This is a genomic window from Shinella zoogloeoides (assembly GCF_030733845.1).
In the GTDB taxonomy this organism is placed as follows: domain Bacteria; phylum Pseudomonadota; class Alphaproteobacteria; order Rhizobiales; family Rhizobiaceae; genus Shinella; species Shinella zoogloeoides_C.
The window spans coordinates 2,762,171-2,781,664 of sequence record NZ_CP132311.1; the positions used below are offsets into that span (position 1 = coordinate 2,762,171).

The window sequence follows — 19,494 nt, forward strand, 5'->3', positions numbered from 1 at the left end:
CTTTGCGGTCTCCTGGGAGGTGGATCTCGCATCGGCATTCACAAACGCGCGTTGCAGCAAAGGATCCGATCCCACCCGCTTCGCATGTCCGTCAAGAATGTCCGGTTGATGCCGCCGGCCGCCATGCCGGTCAAACGCTTACAACCTGCCTTCTTCACGGCAATTTTGGTTAAAGGATGACGTGCAGTGCACAAAATCCTCGTGAAGCGAGTAAGACATCATTATGGTTAAGGGAGTGTTACCGCTAATGCGCGCCGGTGACTTCCTGCGCCCTGGCAAGGAAACGCGCCGCCAGACCTTCCGGCAGCCGGCGTGGCCGCCCGGCCGCATTGATCACCGCGATGATCACGCGCGCGGCGATCAGAAGCTGGTCGCCGCGGCAGATTTCCTGGGTAAGGATCATCTTCGCCCCGCCCGCCTTCTCCGTGGCCGTGGAGATCGTCAGGATATCGTCCATGCGGGCCGGCGCCTTGAAGTCGATCTCCATGCGGTGCACGACGAAGACGAGCCCTTCCCGGTCCTCCTCCAGGACGAGGCTTCCCTGCTCCACGCCGAGCAGCCGCAGATAGTCCGTCCGCCCGCGCTCGAGGAAATGCAGGTAGCGGGCGTGGTAGACAACGCCAGAAAAATCCGTGTCCTCGTAATAGACCCGCTGCACGAGCCGATGGCCGGCATCGGTGAGTTCGCCTGAAAGCGAATGAGGCGCTCCGGTCAAGCCGCTGCTCCTTCCCTGACGATGAGATGTTCGCCGCCGGCCGGCAGCCGCTCTATGCGCTCCGCGATGAATTGCGGCTTCAGCCGGTGCATGGCGAGCGCAGCGGGCGTCGCCTTCAGCCAGCGGAACTCCACCTCCACGCCATCTTCGACCCGGTGGACGATGTCCTCCTCATGGAAGGGAAAGGGCTCGGCCAGCGAAAGCAGGTAATAGAAGCCGAGTTCATGCGCCGTATAGCCCTCATAGGAGAAGAAATTCTCCACGGTCCACAGCAGGCGCTCGATGCGCACCTCCTGGTGAAGTTCCTCGCGCATTTCGCGAAGAATGGTCTCCTGCGAATTCTCGCCGATCTCCGCCCGCCCGCCGGGCAGCGCCCAATAGTCGTCCTGCGCACCGCGCTGGGCGAGAATGTACCCGTCGTGGAAGATCAGGCCAGCCACGCGGAAGCTGAAGAGCTGCGGCCTGCGGTCGATCCGGATCATGTGGCGGGCCGGCGCGCTCATTCGTCGAGCTCCAGCCTGAACTGCGCCGCCACGACATCCTTCGGCGGCGTCAGCCCCAGATGTTTCCAGGCGTTCGCGGTCAGGACACGGCCGCGCGGCGTACGCTGGATGAAACCCTGCTGGATCATGTAGGGCTCGATGATGTCCTCGATCGCATCGCGCGGCTCGGAAAGCCCGGCCGCGATCGTCTCGATGCCGACAGGACCGCCACCGAAATTGTGCGCGATCATCGACAGGTAGCGCCGGTCGAGCTGGTCGAGGCCCATATTGTCGACGAGAAGACGCGTCAGCGCCTCGTCGGCGATTTTCTGCGTCACCGCCTCCGCTCGCGCGACTTCCGCGAAATCGCGCACGCGGCGCAGCAGCCGGCCGGCGATGCGCGGCGTGCCGCGGGCGCGGCGGGCGATCTCGCGCGCGCCATCGTCCGTCATGCCGAGACCCATCAGCCGCGCGCCGCGGCGAACGATCAGTTCCAGCTCCTCGACGGTATAGAAATTCAGCCGCACCGGAATGCCGAAACGGTCGCGCAGCGGCGTGGTGAGAAGACCGAGGCGCGTGGTGGCGGCGACGAGGGTGAATTTCGACAGGTCGATCTTCACGGAACGCGCCGCCGGGCCTTCGCCGATGATGAGGTCGAGCTGGAAATCCTCCATGGCCGGATAGAGGATTTCCTCGACGGCCGGGTTGAGGCGGTGGATCTCGTCGATGAAGAGCACGTCGCGCTCTTCCAGATTGGTCAGCAGCGCCGCGAGGTCGCCGGCTTTCGCGATGACCGGGCCGGAGGTCGAGCGGAAGTTGACGCCGAGCTCCTTGGCCATGATCTGCGCCAGCGTCGTCTTGCCGAGGCCGGGGGGGCCGACGAAGAGCACATGGTCGAGCGCCTCGCCGCGGTTCTTCGCCGCCTCGATAAAGATCTTCAGGTTCGCGCGCGCCTCCGCCTGGCCGGTGAAGTCGTCCAGCGTCTGGGGCCTGAGGGCCGTATCGATGTCCTCGCCGCGCTTGTCGGGCGAAAGCAGTCTGTCATCGTCGCTCATCGCGCCCTAATCCCATTGTCCGCGGCGGAAGGCAACCGCATCACCGCGACAATTCCTTGAGGCCGAGGCGGATGAGCTTGGCACTGTCGGCCCCCTCCCCGCCATTCTTCAGCGCCGCCGCGACGGCATTGGCCGCCTGGTCGCGCGAATAGCCGAGATTGGTGAGCGCCGAGACGGCATCGGCGACCGGCGCCGAGGCGACGCCCTCGCCGATCTCCTGCTTGAGGCCGATCGCGGCCGAGGCCTCGCCGGCAAAGGCCGGCGCCTTGTTGCGCAGCTCCGTGACGATGCGCACCGCCACCTTCGGCCCGACGCCCGGTGCGCGCGACACGGCGGTCTTGTCCTGCAGCGCGATGGCGTTCGCCAATTCCCCCGGCGTCAGCGTGGACAGCACCGCCAGCGCCACCTTGGAGCCAACGCCCTGCACACTCTGCAGCAGCCGGAACCACTCCCGCTCCAGCGCCGTCAGGAAACCGAACAGCCTGAACTGGTCCTCGCGCACATAGGTCTCGATGAACAGCACCGCCGCCTCGCCGGCCGAGCCGAGCTTGCCGAGCGTGCGCGCCGAGCAATGGGCGACATAGCCGACACCGTGCACGTCGAGCACCACATGGTCCTCGCCGATCTCGTCGATGGTGCCTTTGAGTTTGCCGATCATGGTGGAGTCCGTCAGGGATGGGTTTCGGGAGAGATGATGTCGAGCGCGGGGAAATAGGAGCGGTAGCGCGCCGCGTCGCGCGTAAGAAGCCGGTGGGAACGCAGGACCGCATGGGCGCCGACAAGGAAATCCGGAAGCGTGCGCTCGCGGAGCCCGCCCGCCCGGCGATAGGCATAATGCGCCTTGCCCGCCGCGAACGCCGCCTCGTAGGATGTCGGCTCCCGCCGCATGTGCAGCCAGCCGAACGCAAGGTTCAACTCCAGCTCGCTGAGCGGTGAGGTCGCCAGTTCCGACCAGACGACGGAATGAAGGACCAGTTCGCCTTCTTCCGCGCAGCGTTTCAGCGCAGCAAGCGACCAGACGCGCTGGGGCCGGTCGGGACCGAGAATGTCGATCAGGACGTTCGTGTCAACGAGGGTCGAGGTCATCGCGCGGCCCCCGCAGCCATTCGAAATATTCGTCGGGTGTCATGCCGTCGAAATCCCACGTTCCCTTGACGCTGGCCGCCCAGGCTTCGAAGTCCTCGAAATCGGACTTGCCGTCACCGGTCTTGACCAGCATCACGCCATCTTCCGACACGACGAAATCGACCTCCGAGCCCGGCTTTATGGCAAGCCGGTCGCGGATATCCTTAGGGATCGTCACCTGGCCTTTTTCCGTCACACGCATGGTAATACCTCCGAGGTATTACTTATCGGCAGAACCGGAACAAGTCAAGAACAAATCACCCGGCAAGCTTGGCGAGGCGGCCGGAGAGGCCCTGGCGATTGTGGGCGTGGCAGATGGCGATGGCCAGCGCATCGGCGGCGTCGTTGCCGGTGAAGGTAGCCTTGGGCATCAGCACCTTTAGCATCATGTGGATCTGCTGCTTCTCGCCATGGCCGACGCCGATGACGGCCTTCTTGACGGCATTCGGCGCATATTCCGCGACACGCAGGCCCGCCCGCGCCGGCACCAGCATGGCGATGCCGCGCGCCTGCCCGAGCTTCAGCGTCGCCGTCGCATCCTTGTTGACGAAGGTCTGCTCGACGGCGGCTTCATGCGGCTGGTAGCTGTGCACGATCTCGGCCAGGCCATCGTGCAATTGGCAGAGGCGCGAAGCGAGATCCATATCGCCGTCGGAGGTCACGGTGCCGGAAGCGACGAAGCGCAGCGAGTTGCCGAGCGTCTCTATGACGCCCCAGCCGGTGCGGCGAAGCCCCGGGTCGATGCCGATGATGCGAATCGTTTCCTGCATGGCCAAAACCCTATTCCTGTCGGGCGGACCCTGCCAGCGAAATGTGAACAAAACAAAAACATTAGAGCGCTGCAGGAAAACCTGCAAAGCGTCGCTTGGATTTCACGAAACTGAACCTACATGGGAGCACAATCAAATCCGCTCACAACGAGGCCGTTCCCATGGTGCCCTTTTCCATCCTCGACCTGTCCCCGGTCATCGAAGGCGGCACCGTCGCCCAGTCGCTCGAAAACTCCCGTCGGCTGGCGCAGGAAGCGGAGGCCTTCGGCTATAAACGCTTCTGGCTTGCCGAGCACCATGGCATGCGCGGCATCGCCAGCGCCGCCACCTCCCTCGTCATCCAGCATGTCGCGGCCGGTACGCAAAAGATCCGCGTCGGCTCGGGCGGCATCATGCTGCCTAACCACTCGCCGCTGGTGATCGCCGAACAGTTCGGCACGCTCGCCGCCCTCTTTCCCGATCGCATCGATCTCGGTCTCGGCCGGGCGCCCGGCACGGACATGCGCACGGCGCAGGCGCTACGCCGGAACCTCGACAGCGCCGCCAACAATTTCCCGCAGGACGTCATCGAGCTGATGCAGTTCATGGGGCCGCCCAGCCCTGATCAGAAGGTCATCGCCGTGCCCGGCGCGGGCAGCAACGTGCCGGTCTGGCTGCTCGGCTCCAGCCATTATTCGGCGCACCTTGCCGGCATGCTGGGTCTGCCCTTCGCCTTCGCCTCGCATTTCGCGCCTGATATGCTGCTAAGCGCGCTGGAAATCTACCGCGAGCGTTTCGAGCCCTCGCAATATCTCGACAAGCCGCATGCCATGGTCGGCGTGATGGGCGCGGCGGCCGATACGGATGCCGAAGCCGATCACCTCTTCACCTCGATGCAGCAATCCTTCGTGCGCCTGCGCCGCGGCGCGCCGGACGCCTTCCCGCCGCCGGTCGACGACATGGGCCCGCTGTGGAGCGAGCAGGAGAAAATCAATGTCGAGCATACGCTGCAATATGCGGTGGTCGGCGGGCCGGACAAGATCAGGCGCCGCATCGCCGATTTCCTGTCGCTGACCAGAGCGGACGAGCTGATCGTCTCCATGCCGGTCTACGACATGGAGGCCCGGCTGAAATCCGTGCGGCTCTTTGCCGGGGCGCGGGAAGCGCTCGCCAAGGCGGCCTGAACGACAAAGGCCGGGGCCTTTCGGCGCCCGGCCTTTTCGATTGACGGCATTGCGACCGGTCAGGCCGAAAGCTTGGCCATGACCTCGTCGGAAACCTCGAAGTTCGAATAGACGTTCTGCACGTCGTCGTCATCTTCCAGCGTGTCGATGAGCTTCATCAGCGACTGCGCCTTCTCCTCGTCGACCGGCACGGTGTTCTGCGCCTTCCAGATGGCCTTGACGGTCTCCGCCTCGCCGAGCTTGTCTTCCAGCGCCTTGGAAACCTCGCCGATATCCTCGAAGCCGCAGATGATCGTGTGGCCGTCTTCATCAGTCGTCACGTCCTCGGCGCCGGCCTCGATGGCGGCTTCCATGACGCTGTCGGCATCGCCCGCGGAGAGCTTGTAGGTGATCTCGCCCACGCGGTCGAAGGAGAAGGAGACCGAGCCGGTTTCGCCGAGCGCGCCGCCGGCCTTGGAGAAGGTCGAGCGGATGGAGGAGGCGGTGCGGTTGCGGTTGTCGGTCAGCGCCTCGACGATGACGGCGACGCCGCCCGGGCCGTAGCCCTCGTAGCGGACTTCCTCGTAGTTCTCGCTGTCGGCACCGGAGGCCTTCTTGACGGCGCGCTCGATATTGTCCTTCGGCATGGACTGCGCCTTGGCGTTCTGGATCGCCAGACGCAGGCGGGCGTTCATCGCCGGGTCGGGAAGACCGGTCTTCGCCGCCACCGTGATTTCACGGGCAAGCTTGGAGAACATTTTCGACCGCACGGAATCCTGTTTGCCCTTGCGGTGCATGATATTCTTGAACTGTGAATGGCCAGCCATGGCACCCCTGTCTCGGTTTTTGGCGCCCCGTCTCGGTCGCCGGTCACTATGCCGGGACGCACAGCCACGGCGATGCGTCGGCTTGCAGACCCGATTTTCGGAATGCCGCCTTATAATTTCATTGCCGCCGGACGTCCAGCAGTCCCCGCAAACAAAGCGGCACCCGGTTTCAGTCCGCCTGCACGCGGGCGCGGCTCAGCAGGAAGGAATGGCCGTCGCTGCGCTCGCAGGTAAGGCCCGTGCGCTCCGAATAGCAGGTGAACGGGCCGGCAGACCAGGTCTCGCCATAGGGCACGACCTTCTCGGCGCCGCAGCAGCCCCGGTCACCGACATTGGCGCGCACCACGGCCTTGCCGCTTCTTGCCAGCGTGGCGCGCAGATATTTCGGCTCGATGCGGTCGCAGGACAGTTCCGGCCCGCCGTCGGCCGGCTGGTAGACCTCGGTGCCGCCTTCCGGAATATAGGTGCAGCCGATATTGCCTGACGGCATCACGAATTCTTCCGCCACGCCGAAGACACGCGCCGGCGCCTTTTCCACCGGTTGTGTCACCGTCTCGCGCGGCTGGCCGGATTCGGCCGCCGGACCGCCCGGCGTCGGCGCGCCGCTGGCAGAAGCAGCGGCGGAAGAAAACAGCAGAACGGCGATGGCAAACAGCAAGCGCATCAGGAAACTCCGGCATCAGACGCCGGAGAGAATATGAATCGTCGGCCGCTTCGGCAAGTTGCGGATGGAAACGGTCATCGTCGCATCGTCATCGCTCACCGCATCGAAGCCATTGCCGAACATCGACAGGAACTGGCTGATCGGCGGGCCGCGGCGATGCATCGGCAGGATGAGCGACGAGCGCAGCCGCTGCACGACCCGGCTCATGCTCTCCGCGCCCATGGTCAATCCGCCGTCGACCGGCACCATCAGCACGTCGAGCCGGCCGATCTCGCCGTACTGCTTCTCCGTCAGTTCGTGGTGCAGGTGGCCGAGATGGCCGATGCACAGGCCTGCCACCTCGAAGATGAAGATGGAATTGCCGTTCGGCTCCATCGCCCCGCCCCAGCCGCGGATATCGGTGGGTACGTTGCGGATATAGGTGTCGCCCACCACCACGTCGTGGTCGGCGCCCTTTTCCGAACCGTCCTTCCAGCCATGCAGCACATATTCGATGCCGGGCTCCGGGGTCATCGTATAGTGGCTGGAATGGGCCTTGTTCATCGTCACCACGGTCGGCAGCGCCGGTGGCTTGTACCAGCCGTTGTAGTCGGTGGCGATCTTTACCCCGGCGGGCGTCTCGATGAAGAAGGTCGAGTGGCCGATATAGGTGATGCGCACCTCCTCGTTCGCCCGGGCCTGCACCTGAACGGCGCTTCCCGCGGCAAAGCTGGCGAAGGTGACGGAGGGCAGCGCGCGGGCGATCATCTGGCACTGGCTGACCGGCGCCTGCGTTTGCGCCATTGACGCCCGCGGCACTGCGAAACCCGCAAGAACGACGGCGATCAACGAGATGAGCAGGAGATGCGGCATGGGCGGCTCCGTTCACTGGTCGGCGGCGACTATGCGCCCGCGCGCGGAACGGGTCGAGGCTGGCGGGGCCGTGCGACGATCACAATCGGTTGAGCGATCCCTCGCCGGAACCTTGCCTGCCGCGTCGCGTTCCCCGAGCATCAACCCCCAACGATCGAGAGGAACAACCATGTCCAATCTCACCCGAGCGCGCGAAAACCCGAAGGAACAGCTTTTCGACGAGATCGACCGCATCCATGCCGGCATGCTCGGCATCGAGGGCAGCCATATGCACATGCAGCCCATGGCGCCCCAGCTCGACCGCGAAACGGCGACGATCTGGTTCTTCACCAAGACCGACGCCGAGATCGTCGAGGCCACCGCACCGGCGGCGCGCGCCCATTTCTGCGTGGTCGGCAAGGATCACGACTACCATGCCTGCATCGCCGGCCGTATTTCCGTGCGCAAGGACCCGGCCAAGATCGACCAGTACTGGAGCTCCGTCGTCGAGGCCTGGTTCGACCACGGCAAGGAGGACCCGTCCCTCACCATGCTGGCGCTGGAGATCGAGGATGCGGAAATCTGGGCCTCGACCGGCAGCAAGCTGAAATTCGGCTGGGAGATCGCCAAGGCGAACTTCAACCCGGACGAGGAGCCCGATGTCGGCGTGAAGGCACACCTGACCTTCAACGCCAGTTCGGCCGATCACCTGCGCCACATGATCTGACCCTTGGGGTCAGCGCCAGAAATCCGGCAGGGTTTCGGCAAGGCGCGGTCCGAGGCGCAGCGGCGCGATCTTCTCGGCAAGGCCGGTGCGGTCGGAGATCTCCACCGCCAAGCCGCAGATCGTCGCCGGACCGGAGGCCGCCTCAAAGCGGCCTTTCGGCATTTTCGAGATGAAGCGGTTGAGCGGCTCCTCCTTGTCCATGCCGAGGGAGGAGTCGTAGTCTCCGCACATGCCGGCATCCGACATATAACCCGTGCCGCCGTTCAGGATCTGGCAGTCGGCGGTCGGCACATGGGTATGCGTGCCGACGACGACGCTGGCGCGGCCATCGACGAAATGGCCGAAGCACTGCTTCTCGCTCGTCGCCTCGGCATGGAAATCGAAGATGATCGCATCCGCCTGCTCGCCGAGCGGACAGGAGGCGAGGATCGCCTCGCCCGCCGTGAAGGGATCGTCGAGCTCGGGATGCATGAAGACGCGGCCCATGACGTTGGCGACGAGCACGCGGGCGCCGTTGCGGGCAATGAAGAGGTTGGCGCCGCGGCCCGGCGTGCCGGCCGGATAGTTGGCGGGGCGCAGGAACTGGTCGTGCCGGCCGGCAAAACCGACCGCCTCCTTCTGGTCCCACACATGGTTGCCCGTCGTCACCACGTCGGCGCCGGCATTGATCGTCTCGAGGAAGATGTCCTCCGTGATACCGAAACCGCCGGCCGCGTTCTCCCCGTTGACGACGACGAAATCCAGCTTGAGGTCGCCGATCAATCCCGGCAGGCGCTCCCAGACGGCCGTCCGTCCGGTCTTGCCCACCATGTCGCCCAGAAAGAGAAAACGCATCGAACTGCCTTACGAAACCTGTTGGAACATGACGAGGCCGCTTTCGGTGAGAATGCCATCCAGGGGCACGTCGTGCGGCTCGGCGGGTACTGATGCCACTTCCTGGCAGTCGAACGCAATGCCGATCAGCTTCGGCGCACGACCTTTCGCCTTCAGCCGGTCGATCGCCCGGTCATAGTGGCCGGCCCCGTAGCCGATGCGATGCCCCGTCCGGTCGAAGGCCGAGAGCGGCACCAGGAGGATGTCAGGATCGAGCACCGGGGCCTCGGGCCCCGGTCCCGTCGTGCCGAACCCGGTCTTCACCACCGGCGCGCCGACGACCAGCTCGCGAAAGACGATCGTCTCGCGGTCGAGCACGACGGGCAGGCACAGCCGCGCGCCGCGGGTGCGCAGATGCGCCATCAGCGGGCGGATATCCGCCTCCGAGCGGATCGGCCAGAAGCCGGAGATGACGGTGCCGGGCTCGAAATCGATGCGGTCGCCCGCATGGTCGATCATGGCAAGGCTGCCCTCGATGCGCGCTTCGTGCGTCATCGCATCGCGCAGGGCCAGCCGCTCGTTGCGGATCGCCGCCTTCTGTTCCTTGGGTGTCACGCTCGTCTCCAGATCGCCTGCCGTGGCTTATCAGCTAGCAGCGGCCGAAAGCAAATTCAGCCCGATTTGCGACACGAGGCGACCTGTCCCGCAATGGGACAAAGTGGCGAAATGCGACCGGCCGCCGTTAAGCATTGGAACAGCTTACCCTTTTCGTGCCACGTGCCAGCCACTAAGCGGGGACGCATGACGCTTCCGGAAAATGATCTTTCCCGCCTTCCCGACCTGACCGAAATCGAAAAACGGTGCCTCGAGCTTGCCGCCAACGGCAGGACACCCGCCGATATCGTGCTCGAGACCGACCTTGCGATGCCGCGCGTGACGGACGCCATGCGCAGTGCCATCGACAAGCTCGACGCCCGCAACATCACGGCCGCCATCACCCGCGCCGTGCGGCTCAAGCTGATCTAGGCCGCAGCGGAGGTTTCGGCGAGCCGCAGCATGGCCTGCGCCGCGCCCTCGTCGGTGATCAGCGTGTTGCAGCCGATGCGGCGGATCGTGGCGCGGATCGCTGGCGCCCGGTGCGCGCCGCCCGAGACGAGCACGATATGGCGCGCCTTCTTCACCGTATCGAGGTCGATCGACATGACCCGGTGGCGGATCGGATGGTCGATCGTGTGTCCCTCCGCATCGAGGAAATTGCACATCGTATCGCACACGCAGCCGGCGGCGATCAGTTCGTCCAGCTCCTGCCGGGCAATGAAGTCGCGCGAGAGCGAGCTTGCGCGCGGACCGATGTCGCCGCAGCTCACCACAGCGATATCCATGTTCTCCGCCAGGTCGAACAGCGTCTTCAGGCCGCACTTCTCGATAAGGCTGCGCTTGGTTTCGCGCGAATCGACGAGCAGCGGCGCAAGGAACAGGTAGCATTCTGCGCCGAGCTGGCTCGCCAGCTGCCAGGTATATTCGATGGGGTTGATGTGGTGCGCCTCGACCACGCCGCCGAGCAGCGAGACGACCTTGACACGCTCGCGCCGCGCCGGGCGGAAGCTGGCGAGCGAGGCCGTCAGCGTGCGCCCCCAGCCGACGCCCACCGTGCAGTCGTCGGGAATAGCCTCGGTGAGGAACTGGCCGAGCGCCAGGCCGACGCTCTTGGCCGTCGCCTCCGCATTGTCCGCAGCCGGCACCACCACGGCTTCGTCGAGCCCGTAGGCCTTTTCCAGCCGCACGGCGAGCTCGACACAGTCGGCGATGCCCTCGTTGATCCAGATCTGCACCTCCGAACGCTTCAGCGCTTCGTCGAGCATGCGCACGACGGTGGTGCGGCTGACGCCGATCTTCTCGGCGACGTCCTTCTGGGTGAGCCCCTGATTGTAATAGAGCCAGGCCGCCCGAAGCCGAAGCGCCGCCGATTCCGAATAGGCCGTGTGTGTATCGCGCCGAAGCCTTGCCACGTCGCCTCCATCTGTCTGCATCAGTCGTTATGGCGACCTTATCATATCGTACGGGGAATGCGACATATGTTCAGAAGATTAGGCAAAAGTGCTTGACTTTTACCCAGGGAACCGCTGATAGTCCGCTCATATCGGCTGGCGGCTTTCCGCCGGCAGATGAGGTGTGCCAGCGCACGCGGCGGCTGAACCGGAAGCAGGTCGCCGTTGCGCTTTCACGAGGAACATGGAGGAGGGCCTGGCGTTTCCTAAGCCAAGGCCCGGCAACAATTCGGGATTTCGGATATGACATCCAAGCTTGAACAACTGCGCGCGATGACGACCGTCGTGGCGGATACCGGCGACATCGAAGCCGTGCGCCGCCTGAAGCCGGTCGATTGCACGACCAACCCCACCATCGTCCTGAAGGCCCTCGGCACGCCGATGTTCGCCGATGCCGTCGGCGAAGCTATCCGCTGGGGCCAGTCGCAGGGCGGCAACCGCGAAGGCGTCGTCACCGCCGTGGCGGATCGCCTTGCCATCTCCGTCGGCGCAGCGCTTGCCGAACTGGTGCCCGGCCGCGTCTCGACCGAAGTCGACGCCGACCTCTCCTTCGACACGGAAGCCTCCGTCGCCAAGGGCCGCGAGATCATCAAGGCCTATGAGGCGCGCGGCATTTCCCGCGAGCGCATCCTCATCAAGCTCGCCTCCACCTGGGAGGGCATCCGCGCCGCCGAAGTGCTGCAGAAGGACGGCATCGACTGCAACCTGACGCTGCTCTTCAACAAGGCCCAGGCCATCGCCTGCGCCGATGCCGGCGCCTTCCTCATCTCGCCCTTCGTCGGCCGTATCCTCGACTGGCACGTCAAGGCATCGGGCAAGACCTTCACGGCCGAGGAAGACCCGGGCGTTCTCTCGGTCCGCGCGATCTACGACTACTACAAGTCCAACGGCATCAGCACGATCGTTATGGGCGCCTCCTTCCGCAACACCGGCGAGATCGAAGCGCTGGCCGGCTGCGACCGCCTGACGATCAGCCCTGCCCTGCTGGAAGAACTCGAAGCGGCCGAAGGCAAGCTGGAACGCAAGCTTTCGCCGGAAAAGGCCGCGAAGGTCTCGCCGATCAAGATCGACGAAAAGACCTTCCGCTGGATGCTGAACGAAGACGCGATGGCGACCGAGAAGCTCTCCGAAGGCATCCGCGCCTTCGCAAAGGACCTCGGCAGCCTGCGCGCCATGGTCGACAAGGAGCTGAAGGCCGCCGCGTAAGGCACCCTGCACCACGAAATGACGAAGGCCGCCCGGTGGGCGGCCTTTTTCGTTTGCCAAGCGATGGCACCACGGCCGCCGCCGGAGACTTGTGCTTCCCGGTATCCGATTCACGCCTGGCGTTAACTAATAATTAAGCATTTGTTTTACTCCCGAAATCCGATGTGGGAGTACTCGTCCCGGCACATTCGGCCATTCTTGGATGAGGCATCCTCCTTTCAAATAGAGAGAGGCGAGCCGGGAAGTTAAAGGCAAATCAATGCGCACGGACAACAACGACAGGCCCTTGGTGTCCTGCATCCTCCCGGTCTACAACGGCGAACGCTGGCTGCAAGCGGCCATCGAATCCGTGCTTGGCCAGACCTACCCTCATCTCGAATTGATCGTGATCAACGATGGAAGCACCGACAGGAGCGGCTCGATTGCGGCCGATCTCGCCGCCCGGGATTCGCGCGTCGTCGTTATCGATCAGGACAATACCGGCATAGTGGGCGCCTTGAACGCCGGGCTTCGTGTCGCACGCGGCTCCTACATCGCCCGAATGGACGCGGACGACATCTGCCTGCCAGAGCGCTTTGCGCGCCAAGTGGAGGCGCTGGAAGCCCATCCGGAACTGGCGATCATCGGTACGCGGTCGATTACCGTCGGCGCGGAGGGGGAAATCGATTCACAGGTCGAGGCCGGGCAGCACGAGAGCATCCCTCTGTTCGTGAAAAGCAGCAACGTTCACAATTTTCCGCCGTCCCTGCTACAGGTCCTGCACCCGACGATCATGGTGAGGGCCGACCTCATGAAAACCATTGGCGGATACGGCGGGAGATATCCGCATGTGGAGGATTACGACCTCTACATGCGCCTGTCGGCTTACGGGCCTATCGCCGAGCTGCAGAGGGAGCTGCTGCTTTACCGCGTCCACGGCGACAACGTGTCGATACGCCGCCTGCGCGAGCAGGAAGAGAATGCCGCCCGCTGCGACATCGAAAACGTGAACGCCTTCCGCAGAAAAGCCGGAAAACCGGCACTGAGAATATCGGACAAGACAGTCCTCGGCTGGGTGGAATTCCGCTGTTTCCGCCGTGAATTCCCTCTGGGAATATCGAAGGTCGGAACCCTCAACTCCGCGCTTTCCTACACGATCCAGGGCGCCTTCCGAACCAGCCTGAACATCACCGCCCTCATTCTCATGAGATGCGGCCTGTATTACATGAAGAGTTTTCGGATCGCGGCGACCCACCTTCGAAAGTTTCGCATTCAGCCGAAACCTTTGAAGTCATAAGAAAAAGTACGATCCACGGCGACCGATGGAGGTTTACGATCCTGGGTGCCTACAAACGTAGGTGGGCACCGTGTGACCAAGCCCACGGGCCGGGTCAGGGACAGCTCCCTTTGGATCGAGTATGGCCCCAGGGATTGTGGTTCCTGTCGGGAAGCGCAGACCGCATTCGACATATAGGACGAAAGCGGCGTCTTCGCCAGTGGCAACCGGCAAAAGTGCGAAGCGGTTTTGCGTTCGGAAATGCGCAGACGCTAAGGTCAGTTGACCGGGGGCTTGCCGGACAGTTTCGCCGCCATCCCCTGGATCTGGCTGGTCAGCTCGCCGAGCGCCTGCGCGATCGCGTCCTCGCTCTTGGAAACCTCGTCCATCACGCCTTCCCGGCCCTTGCGCAGGTCCTCGGTTTCCGTCTCCAGCTTGGCGAGGCGGCGGGTGACGTCGTTCAGCTCGTCCATCACCATGATGCCGGCCATGACGGTCAGGCGCAGGTCGCCGATCTCGCCGAACTGCGTCTTCAGGTGTCCGACATACCGATCGAAGCCGGCGGCAAGCTCTTCGAGATGCGCCTCCTGGCCCTCCTCGCAGGCCATGCGATAGGCCTTGCCATCGATCTGTACGGTTACCTGTGCCATGCGGGATTATCCTGATTGCGGGGAAATGCGGCGCTCAACGGTCGAGCACGGCCCGGATCGTCTCCATCGCCGTGACGAGCCGGCGGGAGACCTCGCGATTGACCTCCTCCAGCCGGTTCGCACGGAATTCGGACTGGTCGAGCTCCTGGGCAAGCCGCGAGCGGTCGGTGTTGACACGCCGCACCTCGCCTTCCACCTCGCCGTGGTCGCGCTCACGGTCGAAGCGCATGTCGAGCGCATTGTCGAGGCTGACGATAGCCTTGCGAAGCTCCTCGATCGCTGCCCTGACTGTTTCCCCGTTGGTCATAAAGCCTTCACCGGCACTCTCAAAAAACGCGAATCGCCGCCGCCAGCGCCGGTTCTCTCACCTTGACAGTATTCAACTGCGGGCCCGAGCGTCAACAGCGCGGCGCGGGGGCCGGAAAAGCCGCTGTGGATCAGCGCCCCCGATCGCCGGAAAAGCGACCGCACAACTCCATTCGAAAATGCTGAAAAAGGTCGTGGAACCGGCGTTCAAGTGCCGCAGGAACGGCCGAATTCGTTGACTCCGACGGCGCACCTGCTATGTGTCTCCCGCTTCCAACCGACGCTCGGAACGACGTCGGCCCTGACACCCCGAAGAATACGGAACAGCCATGATCTCTCGCGAAAAACACGACCGGATGGCGAACGCAATTCGCTTCCTTTCCATGGATGCCGTGGAAAAGGCGAATTCGGGTCACCCCGGCCTTCCCATGGGCGCAGCAGATATCGCAACGGTTCTTTTCACCCGCTTCCTGTCCTTCGATCCGAAGACCCCGTCCTGGCCGAACCGCGACCGTTTCGTCCTGTCGGCCGGCCACGGCTCGATGCTTCTCTATTCGCTGCTCTATCTGACGGGCTACGAAGACATCACGATCGACGAGATCAAGAATTTCCGCCAGCTCGGCGCCCGCACGGCCGGCCACCCGGAATACGGCCACGCCGCCGGCATCGAGACGACGACCGGTCCGCTCGGCCAGGGCATTGCCAATGCCGTCGGCATGGCGCTTGCCGAGCGCAAGCTGCGCGACGAGTTCGGCGCCGACCTCATCGAACACTACACCTATGTCATCGCCGGTGACGGCTGCCTCATGGAAGGCATCAGCCAGGAGGCGATCTCGCTCGCCGGCCACCTGAAGCTCAACAAGCTGATCGTCTTCTGGGACGACAACAACATCTCGATCGACGGCCCAATCTCGATTGCCGACTCGACCGACCAGCACGCCCGCTTCCGCGCCAGCCAGTGGCACACGATTGCTGTGGATGGCCATGATCCGGACGCTATCGCCGCCGCCATCGAAGAGGCGCAGAAGTCCGACAAGCCGACCATGATCGCCTGCAAGACGACGATCGGCTTCGGCGCGCCCAACAAGGCCGGCACGCACAAGGTCCATGGCTCGCCGCTCGGCGCCGAGGAAATCGCCGCCACCCGCAAGGCGCTGAACTGGGAATCGGAAGCCTTCGTCGTTCCCTCCGACGTGCTGGACGCCTGGCGCCTCGCGGGCCTGCGCTCCGCCAAGACCCACAAGGAATGGGAAGCCCGCCTCGACAGGACGGATGCCGAGAAGAAGGCGCAGTTCGTCCGCCGCTTTGCCGGCGACCTCGAAAGCGGCCTCGATTCGGCGATCTCCGCCTACAAGAAGAAGCTTGCCGAGACCAAGCCGAACCCGGCGACCCGCAAGGCCTCCGAAGACGCGCTGGAAGTCATCAACGGCGTTCTCCTGGAAACGATCGGCGGCTCGGCCGACCTCACCGGCTCCAACAACACCAAGACCAGCCAGACCAAGTCGATCACCCCGACCGACTTCTCCGGCCGCTACATCCACTACGGCGTGCGCGAGCACGGCATGGCGGCGGCGATGAACGGCATGGCGCTGCACGGCGGCCTCATCCCGTATTCGGGCGGCTTCCTGATCTTCTCGGATTATTGCCGTCCGTCGATCCGCCTCGCCGCGCTGATGGGCATCCGCGTCATCCACGTTCTGACGCACGATTCCATCGGCCTTGGCGAAGACGGCCCGACGCACCAGCCGGTCGAGCACATGGCGGCGTTGCGCGCCATCCCCAACCTGCTCGTCTTCCGCCCGGCCGATGCCACGGAAACGGCCGAATGCTGGCAGCTGGCGCTGGAAAGCCATAACCGCCCGTCGGCCATCGCGCTGACGCGCCAAAACCTGATGCCGGTGCGCCTGGAATATGAGGAAGAGAACCTCTGCGCCCGCGGTGCCTACGATCTCGTTTCGGCGAGCGACGCGCAGGTCACGCTCTTCGCCTCCGGCTCGGAAATCGAGATCGCGGTGAAGGCTCAGCAGGCGCTGTCCGCCAAGGGCATCTCGACCCGCGTCGTTTCCGTGCCCTGCTTCGAGCTCTTCGCCGAGCAGCCGGAAGCCTACCAGCAGGCGGTCATCGGCAATTCGCCGGTCAAGATCGCCATCGAGGCCGGCATCCGCCAGGGCTGGGATCACTTCATCGGTTCGGACGGCATCTTCGTCGGCATGTCCTCCTTCGGCGCCTCCGGCCCGTACAAGGAGCTGTACAAGCACTTCGGCATCACGCCGGAGGCCGTCGTCGCCGCCGCGGAAGCCAAGCTTGCCTGATTGCCCAGGGCGCGGCTTCCCGGCCGCGCCCACATCGCAAAGTTCATCCATAGGGAGAGACCCGAAATGACTGTGAAAGTTGCCATCAACGGTTTTGGCCGCATCGGCCGCAACGTGCTGCGTGCGATCGTCGAGTCCGGCCGCACCGACATCGAAGTCGTCGCCGTCAACGACCTCGGCCCGGTCGAGACCAATGCGCATCTCGTTCGCTACGACTCCGTGCACGGCAAGTTCCCCGGCACCGTCACCGTTTCCGGCGACACGATCGATGTCGGCCGCGGCCCGATCCGCGTCACCGCCATCCGCGACCCGAAGGAACTGCCCTGGGGCGACGTCGACATCGCGCTGGAATGCACCGGCTTCTTCACCACCAAGGAAAAGGCTTCCGCGCATCTTGCCAACGGCTCCAAGCGCGTCATCGTCTCGGCCCCGTGCGACAATGCCGACAAGACCATCGTCTTCGGCGTCAACCACAACACGCTGACCAAGGACGACCTCGTCATCTCCAACGCCTCGTGCACGACGAACTGCCTTGCACCGGTCGCCTACGTCCTCGACAAGGCCTTCGGCATCGAGAAGGGCTACATGACGACGGTCCACTCCTATACGGGTGACCAGCCGACGCTCGACACCATGCACAAGGACCTCTACCGCGCGCGCGCGGCGGCCCTGTCCATGATCCCGACCTCCACCGGCGCCGCCAAGGCCGTCGGCCTCGTGCTGCCACAGCTCAAGGGCAAGCTCGACGGCTCGGCGATCCGCGTGCCGACCCCGAACGTCTCGGTCGTCGACCTGAAGTTCGTGCCGAAGCGCAACGTCACCGCCGAGGAAGTCAACGCCGCCATCAAGGAAGCCGCCGAAGGCGAGCTGAAGGGCATCCTCGACTACGTCACCGGCCCGCTCGTCTCGATCGACTTCAACCACGACAGCCATTCGTCGAACTTCGCCGCCGACCAGACCAAGGTCCTCGACGGTAACCTCGTGCGGATCCTCTCCTGGTACGACAACGAGTGGGGCTTCTCGAACCGCATGTCCGACACGGCGGTTGCGATGGGCAAGCTGATCTAATCGGAAACACGAAGCACCCGGACAGCGATGTCCGGGTGTTTTTTCTTGACCAGACGTCACATTCAGGAGCCGTGCCATGACCTTCAAGACCCTCGACAACCTCACCGACATCGCCGGCAAGCGCGTGCTCGTCCGCGTCGATCTCAACGTGCCGGTCAAGGACGGCAAGGTCACCGATGCGACCCGCATCGAGCGCGTCGCCCCGACCATCCGCGAACTGTCGGAAAAGGGTGCGAAGGTCATCCTGCTCGCCCATTTCGGCCGCCCGAAGGGCGAGGCCGTCGCCGACATGTCGCTGCAGCAGATCCTGCCCGCCGTGAATGATGTGCTGGGCGCCAAGGTCCATTTCGCCGCCGACTGCATCGGCGAGCCGGCCGCTGCCGCCATCGCCGCCATGGCGAACGGCGACATCCTGCTTCTCGAGAACACCCGCTTCCACAAGGGCGAGGAGAAGAACAATCCGGACTTCACCGCGGCGCTGGCCGCAAACGGCGACATCTATATCAACGACGCTTTCTCGGCGGCGCACCGCGCCCACTCCTCGACGGAGGGCCTCGCCCATCTCCTACCCGCCTATGCCGGCCGCACCATGCAGGCCGAACTGGAAGCGCTGGAGAAGGGCCTCGGCAATCCGGCCCGCCCGGTCGTCGCCATTGTCGGCGGCGCCAAGGTCTCGACCAAGATCGATCTCCTCATGAACCTCGTGAAGAAGGTCGACGCGCTGGTCATCGGCGGCGGCATGGCGAACACGTTCCTTGCCGCCCGCGGCACCAATGTCGGCAAGTCGCTCTGCGAGCACGACCTTGCCGACACCGCCAAGCAGATCATGATCGAGGCCGCGACCGCGACCTGCGCCATAGTGCTGCCGGAGGACGGCGTCGTCGCCCGCGAGTTCAAGGCCAATGCCGAGAACGAGGTGGTCGACGTCAACGCCATTCCGGCCGACGCCATGATGCTCGACGTCGGCCCGAAAACCGTCGAGGCCGTCAACGCCTGGATCTCCCGCGCTTCGACCCTCGTCTGGAACGGCCCGCTCGGCGCCTTCGAGATCGCGCCCTTCGACGCTGCGACGGTCTCCGCCGCAAAGCATGCGGCAGGCCGCACAAAGGAAGGCAAGCTCGTCTCCGTCGCCGGTGGCGGCGACACGGTGGCCGCGCTCAACCATGCCGGCGTGGCGGACGATTTCATCTATGTCTCGACCGCCGGTGGCGCCTTCCTCGAATGGATGGAAGGCAAGCCGCTGCCGGGCGTCGATATCCTCAACCAGCAGAAATAAGGCCGGGCCTCTTGCGCTCGGCCGTGGATCGCCTACATTCTCTGTAACGTCAACGAACAGAAAGGAAGGTGATCCAATGTCTAATGAGATTTCGGTCTTGGCTTCGGGCATGGGAATTGTGGTGAACGAAACGAGGCAGCCCTCGTTCTGAGCCCACCTTCCTGCGGGCACATCTGCCCGGGTCCGCACCGGACCAAACCTCATGGGGGCCACCTTCGGGTG

At 64.3% G+C, this 19,494-nt stretch carries 23 protein-coding genes and 1 other RNA gene; 8 read left to right on the forward strand and 16 right to left on the reverse strand.

Annotation, left to right across the window (positions count from 1 at the left end; genetic code table 11):
• Positions 1-244: 244 nt before the first annotated feature.
• Genes ybgC through ruvC form a run of 7 tightly spaced genes read right to left on the reverse strand, consistent with a single transcriptional unit; the run spans position 245 to position 4,147 of the window.
• Positions 245-715 carry a tol-pal system-associated acyl-CoA thioesterase gene (gene ybgC, locus Q9316_RS14650; protein WP_306032318.1) on the reverse strand — a complete coding sequence of 157 codons (471 nt, stop codon included), beginning with the start codon at positions 713-715 and terminating at the stop codon, positions 245-247.
• Positions 712-1,218 (reverse strand): NUDIX hydrolase, encoded by a 507-nt coding sequence (locus Q9316_RS14655; RefSeq protein ID WP_306032320.1) that lies wholly within the window; start codon positions 1,216-1,218, stop codon positions 712-714. Before Q9316_RS14655 ends, ybgC begins: the two co-directional genes overlap by 4 nt.
• Complete coding sequence (ruvB, locus tag Q9316_RS14660) at positions 1,215-2,252, reverse strand: Holliday junction branch migration DNA helicase RuvB (RefSeq protein ID WP_306032321.1); 1,038 nt, start codon at positions 2,250-2,252, stop codon at positions 1,215-1,217. The genes Q9316_RS14655 and ruvB overlap by 4 nt, the downstream gene beginning before the upstream one ends.
• A 40-nt stretch (positions 2,253-2,292) precedes the next feature.
• Complete coding sequence (gene ruvA / locus Q9316_RS14665; RefSeq protein WP_306032322.1) at positions 2,293-2,910, reverse strand: Holliday junction branch migration protein RuvA; 618 nt, start codon at positions 2,908-2,910, stop codon at positions 2,293-2,295.
• Between the two features lie 11 nt (positions 2,911-2,921).
• On the reverse strand, positions 2,922-3,338 hold the full coding sequence (locus Q9316_RS14670) for a type II toxin-antitoxin system VapC family toxin (protein ID WP_306032323.1): 417 nt from the start codon (positions 3,336-3,338) through the stop codon (positions 2,922-2,924).
• Positions 3,319-3,579: an AbrB/MazE/SpoVT family DNA-binding domain-containing protein gene (locus Q9316_RS14675; protein ID WP_306032324.1), complete on the reverse strand. Its 261-nt coding sequence runs from the start codon at positions 3,577-3,579 to the stop codon at positions 3,319-3,321. The genes Q9316_RS14670 and Q9316_RS14675 overlap by 20 nt, the downstream gene beginning before the upstream one ends.
• A gap of 55 nt (positions 3,580-3,634) precedes the next feature.
• The gene (ruvC, locus tag Q9316_RS14680; RefSeq protein ID WP_306032325.1) at positions 3,635-4,147 is read right to left on the reverse strand and encodes a crossover junction endodeoxyribonuclease RuvC; all 513 of its coding nucleotides are present in this window, start codon (positions 4,145-4,147) and stop codon (positions 3,635-3,637) included.
• A gap of 161 nt (positions 4,148-4,308) precedes the next feature.
• Between ruvC and Q9316_RS14685 the strand changes: the two genes are divergently transcribed.
• Positions 4,309-5,310 carry an LLM class flavin-dependent oxidoreductase gene (locus Q9316_RS14685; RefSeq protein ID WP_306032326.1) on the forward strand — a complete coding sequence of 334 codons (1,002 nt, stop codon included), beginning with the start codon at positions 4,309-4,311 and terminating at the stop codon, positions 5,308-5,310.
• A 59-nt stretch (positions 5,311-5,369) separates the two neighbouring features.
• Here Q9316_RS14685 and Q9316_RS14690 read toward each other — a convergent pair whose 3' ends face one another.
• From Q9316_RS14690 to Q9316_RS14700, 3 genes are all read right to left on the reverse strand, one after another.
• Entirely contained in the window at positions 5,370-6,116 is a 747-nt protein-coding gene (locus tag Q9316_RS14690) for a YebC/PmpR family DNA-binding transcriptional regulator (protein WP_306032327.1), read from the reverse strand.
• A gap of 169 nt (positions 6,117-6,285) precedes the next feature.
• The gene (locus Q9316_RS14695; protein WP_306032328.1) at positions 6,286-6,780 is read right to left on the reverse strand and encodes a hypothetical protein; all 495 of its coding nucleotides are present in this window, start codon (positions 6,778-6,780) and stop codon (positions 6,286-6,288) included.
• Positions 6,781-6,795: 15 nt separating this feature from the next.
• Positions 6,796-7,632, reverse strand: a complete 837-nt coding sequence (locus Q9316_RS14700; protein ID WP_306032329.1) for an MBL fold metallo-hydrolase — start codon at positions 7,630-7,632, stop codon at positions 6,796-6,798.
• A gap of 169 nt (positions 7,633-7,801) precedes the next feature.
• On the opposite strand from Q9316_RS14700, the gene Q9316_RS14705 reads away from it, so the two are divergent.
• Positions 7,802-8,338, forward strand: coding sequence for a pyridoxamine 5'-phosphate oxidase family protein (locus Q9316_RS14705; RefSeq protein ID WP_306032330.1), 537 nt, complete (start codon positions 7,802-7,804; stop codon positions 8,336-8,338).
• 9 nt (positions 8,339-8,347) lie between these two features.
• Here Q9316_RS14705 and Q9316_RS14710 read toward each other — a convergent pair whose 3' ends face one another.
• Entirely contained in the window at positions 8,348-9,172 is an 825-nt protein-coding gene (locus Q9316_RS14710) for a TIGR00282 family metallophosphoesterase (RefSeq protein WP_306032331.1), read from the reverse strand.
• 9 nt (positions 9,173-9,181) lie between these two features.
• Positions 9,182-9,706 (reverse strand): 5-formyltetrahydrofolate cyclo-ligase, encoded by a 525-nt coding sequence (locus Q9316_RS14715; protein ID WP_371878009.1) that lies wholly within the window; start codon positions 9,704-9,706, stop codon positions 9,182-9,184.
• 246 nt (positions 9,707-9,952) lie between these two features.
• Between Q9316_RS14715 and Q9316_RS14720 the strand changes: the two genes are divergently transcribed.
• The gene (locus Q9316_RS14720) at positions 9,953-10,177 is read left to right on the forward strand and encodes a transcriptional regulator (RefSeq protein ID WP_306032333.1); all 225 of its coding nucleotides are present in this window, start codon (positions 9,953-9,955) and stop codon (positions 10,175-10,177) included.
• On the opposite strand, the gene Q9316_RS14725 is transcribed toward Q9316_RS14720, so the two are convergent.
• On the reverse strand, positions 10,174-11,160 hold the full coding sequence (locus tag Q9316_RS14725) for a sugar-binding transcriptional regulator (protein ID WP_306032334.1): 987 nt from the start codon (positions 11,158-11,160) through the stop codon (positions 10,174-10,176). The genes Q9316_RS14720 and Q9316_RS14725 overlap by 4 nt on opposite strands.
• Before the next feature lie 282 nt (positions 11,161-11,442).
• Between Q9316_RS14725 and tal the strand changes: the two genes are divergently transcribed.
• Together tal and Q9316_RS14735 are read left to right on the forward strand one after the other, a co-directional pair.
• On the forward strand, positions 11,443-12,405 hold the full coding sequence (tal, locus tag Q9316_RS14730; protein ID WP_306032335.1) for a transaldolase: 963 nt from the start codon (positions 11,443-11,445) through the stop codon (positions 12,403-12,405).
• 259 nt (positions 12,406-12,664) lie between these two features.
• Positions 12,665-13,681, forward strand: a complete 1,017-nt coding sequence (locus Q9316_RS14735) for a glycosyltransferase family 2 protein (protein ID WP_306032336.1) — start codon at positions 12,665-12,667, stop codon at positions 13,679-13,681.
• A gap of 6 nt (positions 13,682-13,687) precedes the next feature.
• Here the strand turns inward: Q9316_RS14735 and ssrS are convergent.
• The 3 genes from ssrS to Q9316_RS14750 all read right to left on the reverse strand — a co-directional run bounded on the left by ssrS (position 13,688) and on the right by Q9316_RS14750 (position 14,617).
• A non-coding RNA gene (gene ssrS / locus Q9316_RS14740) (6S RNA) lies at positions 13,688-13,846 on the reverse strand.
• Positions 13,847-13,938: 92 nt separating this feature from the next.
• Positions 13,939-14,310: a cell division protein ZapA gene (locus Q9316_RS14745; RefSeq protein WP_306032337.1), complete on the reverse strand. Its 372-nt coding sequence runs from the start codon at positions 14,308-14,310 to the stop codon at positions 13,939-13,941.
• A gap of 34 nt (positions 14,311-14,344) precedes the next feature.
• Positions 14,345-14,617, reverse strand: a complete 273-nt coding sequence (locus Q9316_RS14750) for a DUF4164 domain-containing protein (protein WP_306032338.1) — start codon at positions 14,615-14,617, stop codon at positions 14,345-14,347.
• A 328-nt stretch (positions 14,618-14,945) separates the two neighbouring features.
• On the opposite strand from Q9316_RS14750, the gene tkt reads away from it, so the two are divergent.
• The 3 genes from tkt (at position 14,946) to Q9316_RS14765 (ending at position 19,272) form a co-directional block, all read left to right on the forward strand.
• Positions 14,946-16,928, forward strand: a complete 1,983-nt coding sequence (gene tkt, locus Q9316_RS14755; RefSeq protein ID WP_306032339.1) for a transketolase — start codon at positions 14,946-14,948, stop codon at positions 16,926-16,928.
• Positions 16,929-16,994: 66 nt separating this feature from the next.
• On the forward strand, positions 16,995-17,996 hold the full coding sequence (gap, locus tag Q9316_RS14760; RefSeq protein ID WP_306032340.1) for a type I glyceraldehyde-3-phosphate dehydrogenase: 1,002 nt from the start codon (positions 16,995-16,997) through the stop codon (positions 17,994-17,996).
• 76 nt (positions 17,997-18,072) lie between these two features.
• The gene (locus Q9316_RS14765; protein ID WP_306032341.1) at positions 18,073-19,272 is read left to right on the forward strand and encodes a phosphoglycerate kinase; all 1,200 of its coding nucleotides are present in this window, start codon (positions 18,073-18,075) and stop codon (positions 19,270-19,272) included.
• Positions 19,273-19,494 lie beyond the last annotated feature (222 nt).

Bases quoted from the DNA above. Each gene is read 5' to 3' on its own strand.
- Q9316_RS14655 (WP_306032320.1), bottom strand. From the start codon at position 1,218: ATGAGCGCGCCGGCCCGCCACATGATCCGGATCGACCGCAGGCCGCAG.
- ruvB (WP_306032321.1), bottom strand. From the start codon at position 2,252: ATGAGCGACGATGACAGACTGCTTTCGCCCGACAAGCGCGGCGAGGAC.
- ruvA (WP_306032322.1), bottom strand. From the start codon at position 2,910: ATGATCGGCAAACTCAAAGGCACCATCGACGAGATCGGCGAGGACCAT.
- Q9316_RS14670 (WP_306032323.1), bottom strand. From the start codon at position 3,338: ATGACCTCGACCCTCGTTGACACGAACGTCCTGATCGACATTCTCGGT.
- Q9316_RS14675 (WP_306032324.1), bottom strand. From the start codon at position 3,579: ATGCGTGTGACGGAAAAAGGCCAGGTGACGATCCCTAAGGATATCCGC.
- ruvC (WP_306032325.1), bottom strand. From the start codon at position 4,147: ATGCAGGAAACGATTCGCATCATCGGCATCGACCCGGGGCTTCGCCGC.
- Q9316_RS14685 (WP_306032326.1), top strand. From the start codon at position 4,309: ATGGTGCCCTTTTCCATCCTCGACCTGTCCCCGGTCATCGAAGGCGGC.
- Q9316_RS14690 (WP_306032327.1), bottom strand. From the start codon at position 6,116: ATGGCTGGCCATTCACAGTTCAAGAATATCATGCACCGCAAGGGCAAA.
- Q9316_RS14695 (WP_306032328.1), bottom strand. From the start codon at position 6,780: ATGCGCTTGCTGTTTGCCATCGCCGTTCTGCTGTTTTCTTCCGCCGCT.
- Q9316_RS14700 (WP_306032329.1), bottom strand. From the start codon at position 7,632: ATGCCGCATCTCCTGCTCATCTCGTTGATCGCCGTCGTTCTTGCGGGT.
- Q9316_RS14705 (WP_306032330.1), top strand. From the start codon at position 7,802: ATGTCCAATCTCACCCGAGCGCGCGAAAACCCGAAGGAACAGCTTTTC.
- Q9316_RS14710 (WP_306032331.1), bottom strand. From the start codon at position 9,172: ATGCGTTTTCTCTTTCTGGGCGACATGGTGGGCAAGACCGGACGGACG.
- Q9316_RS14715 (WP_371878009.1), bottom strand. From the start codon at position 9,706: ATGACGCACGAAGCGCGCATCGAGGGCAGCCTTGCCATGATCGACCAT.
- Q9316_RS14720 (WP_306032333.1), top strand. From the start codon at position 9,953: ATGACGCTTCCGGAAAATGATCTTTCCCGCCTTCCCGACCTGACCGAA.
- tal (WP_306032335.1), top strand. From the start codon at position 11,443: ATGACATCCAAGCTTGAACAACTGCGCGCGATGACGACCGTCGTGGCG.
- Q9316_RS14735 (WP_306032336.1), top strand. From the start codon at position 12,665: ATGCGCACGGACAACAACGACAGGCCCTTGGTGTCCTGCATCCTCCCG.
- Q9316_RS14745 (WP_306032337.1), bottom strand. From the start codon at position 14,310: ATGGCACAGGTAACCGTACAGATCGATGGCAAGGCCTATCGCATGGCC.
- Q9316_RS14750 (WP_306032338.1), bottom strand. From the start codon at position 14,617: ATGACCAACGGGGAAACAGTCAGGGCAGCGATCGAGGAGCTTCGCAAG.
- tkt (WP_306032339.1), top strand. From the start codon at position 14,946: ATGATCTCTCGCGAAAAACACGACCGGATGGCGAACGCAATTCGCTTC.
- gap (WP_306032340.1), top strand. From the start codon at position 16,995: ATGACTGTGAAAGTTGCCATCAACGGTTTTGGCCGCATCGGCCGCAAC.
- Q9316_RS14765 (WP_306032341.1), top strand. From the start codon at position 18,073: ATGACCTTCAAGACCCTCGACAACCTCACCGACATCGCCGGCAAGCGC.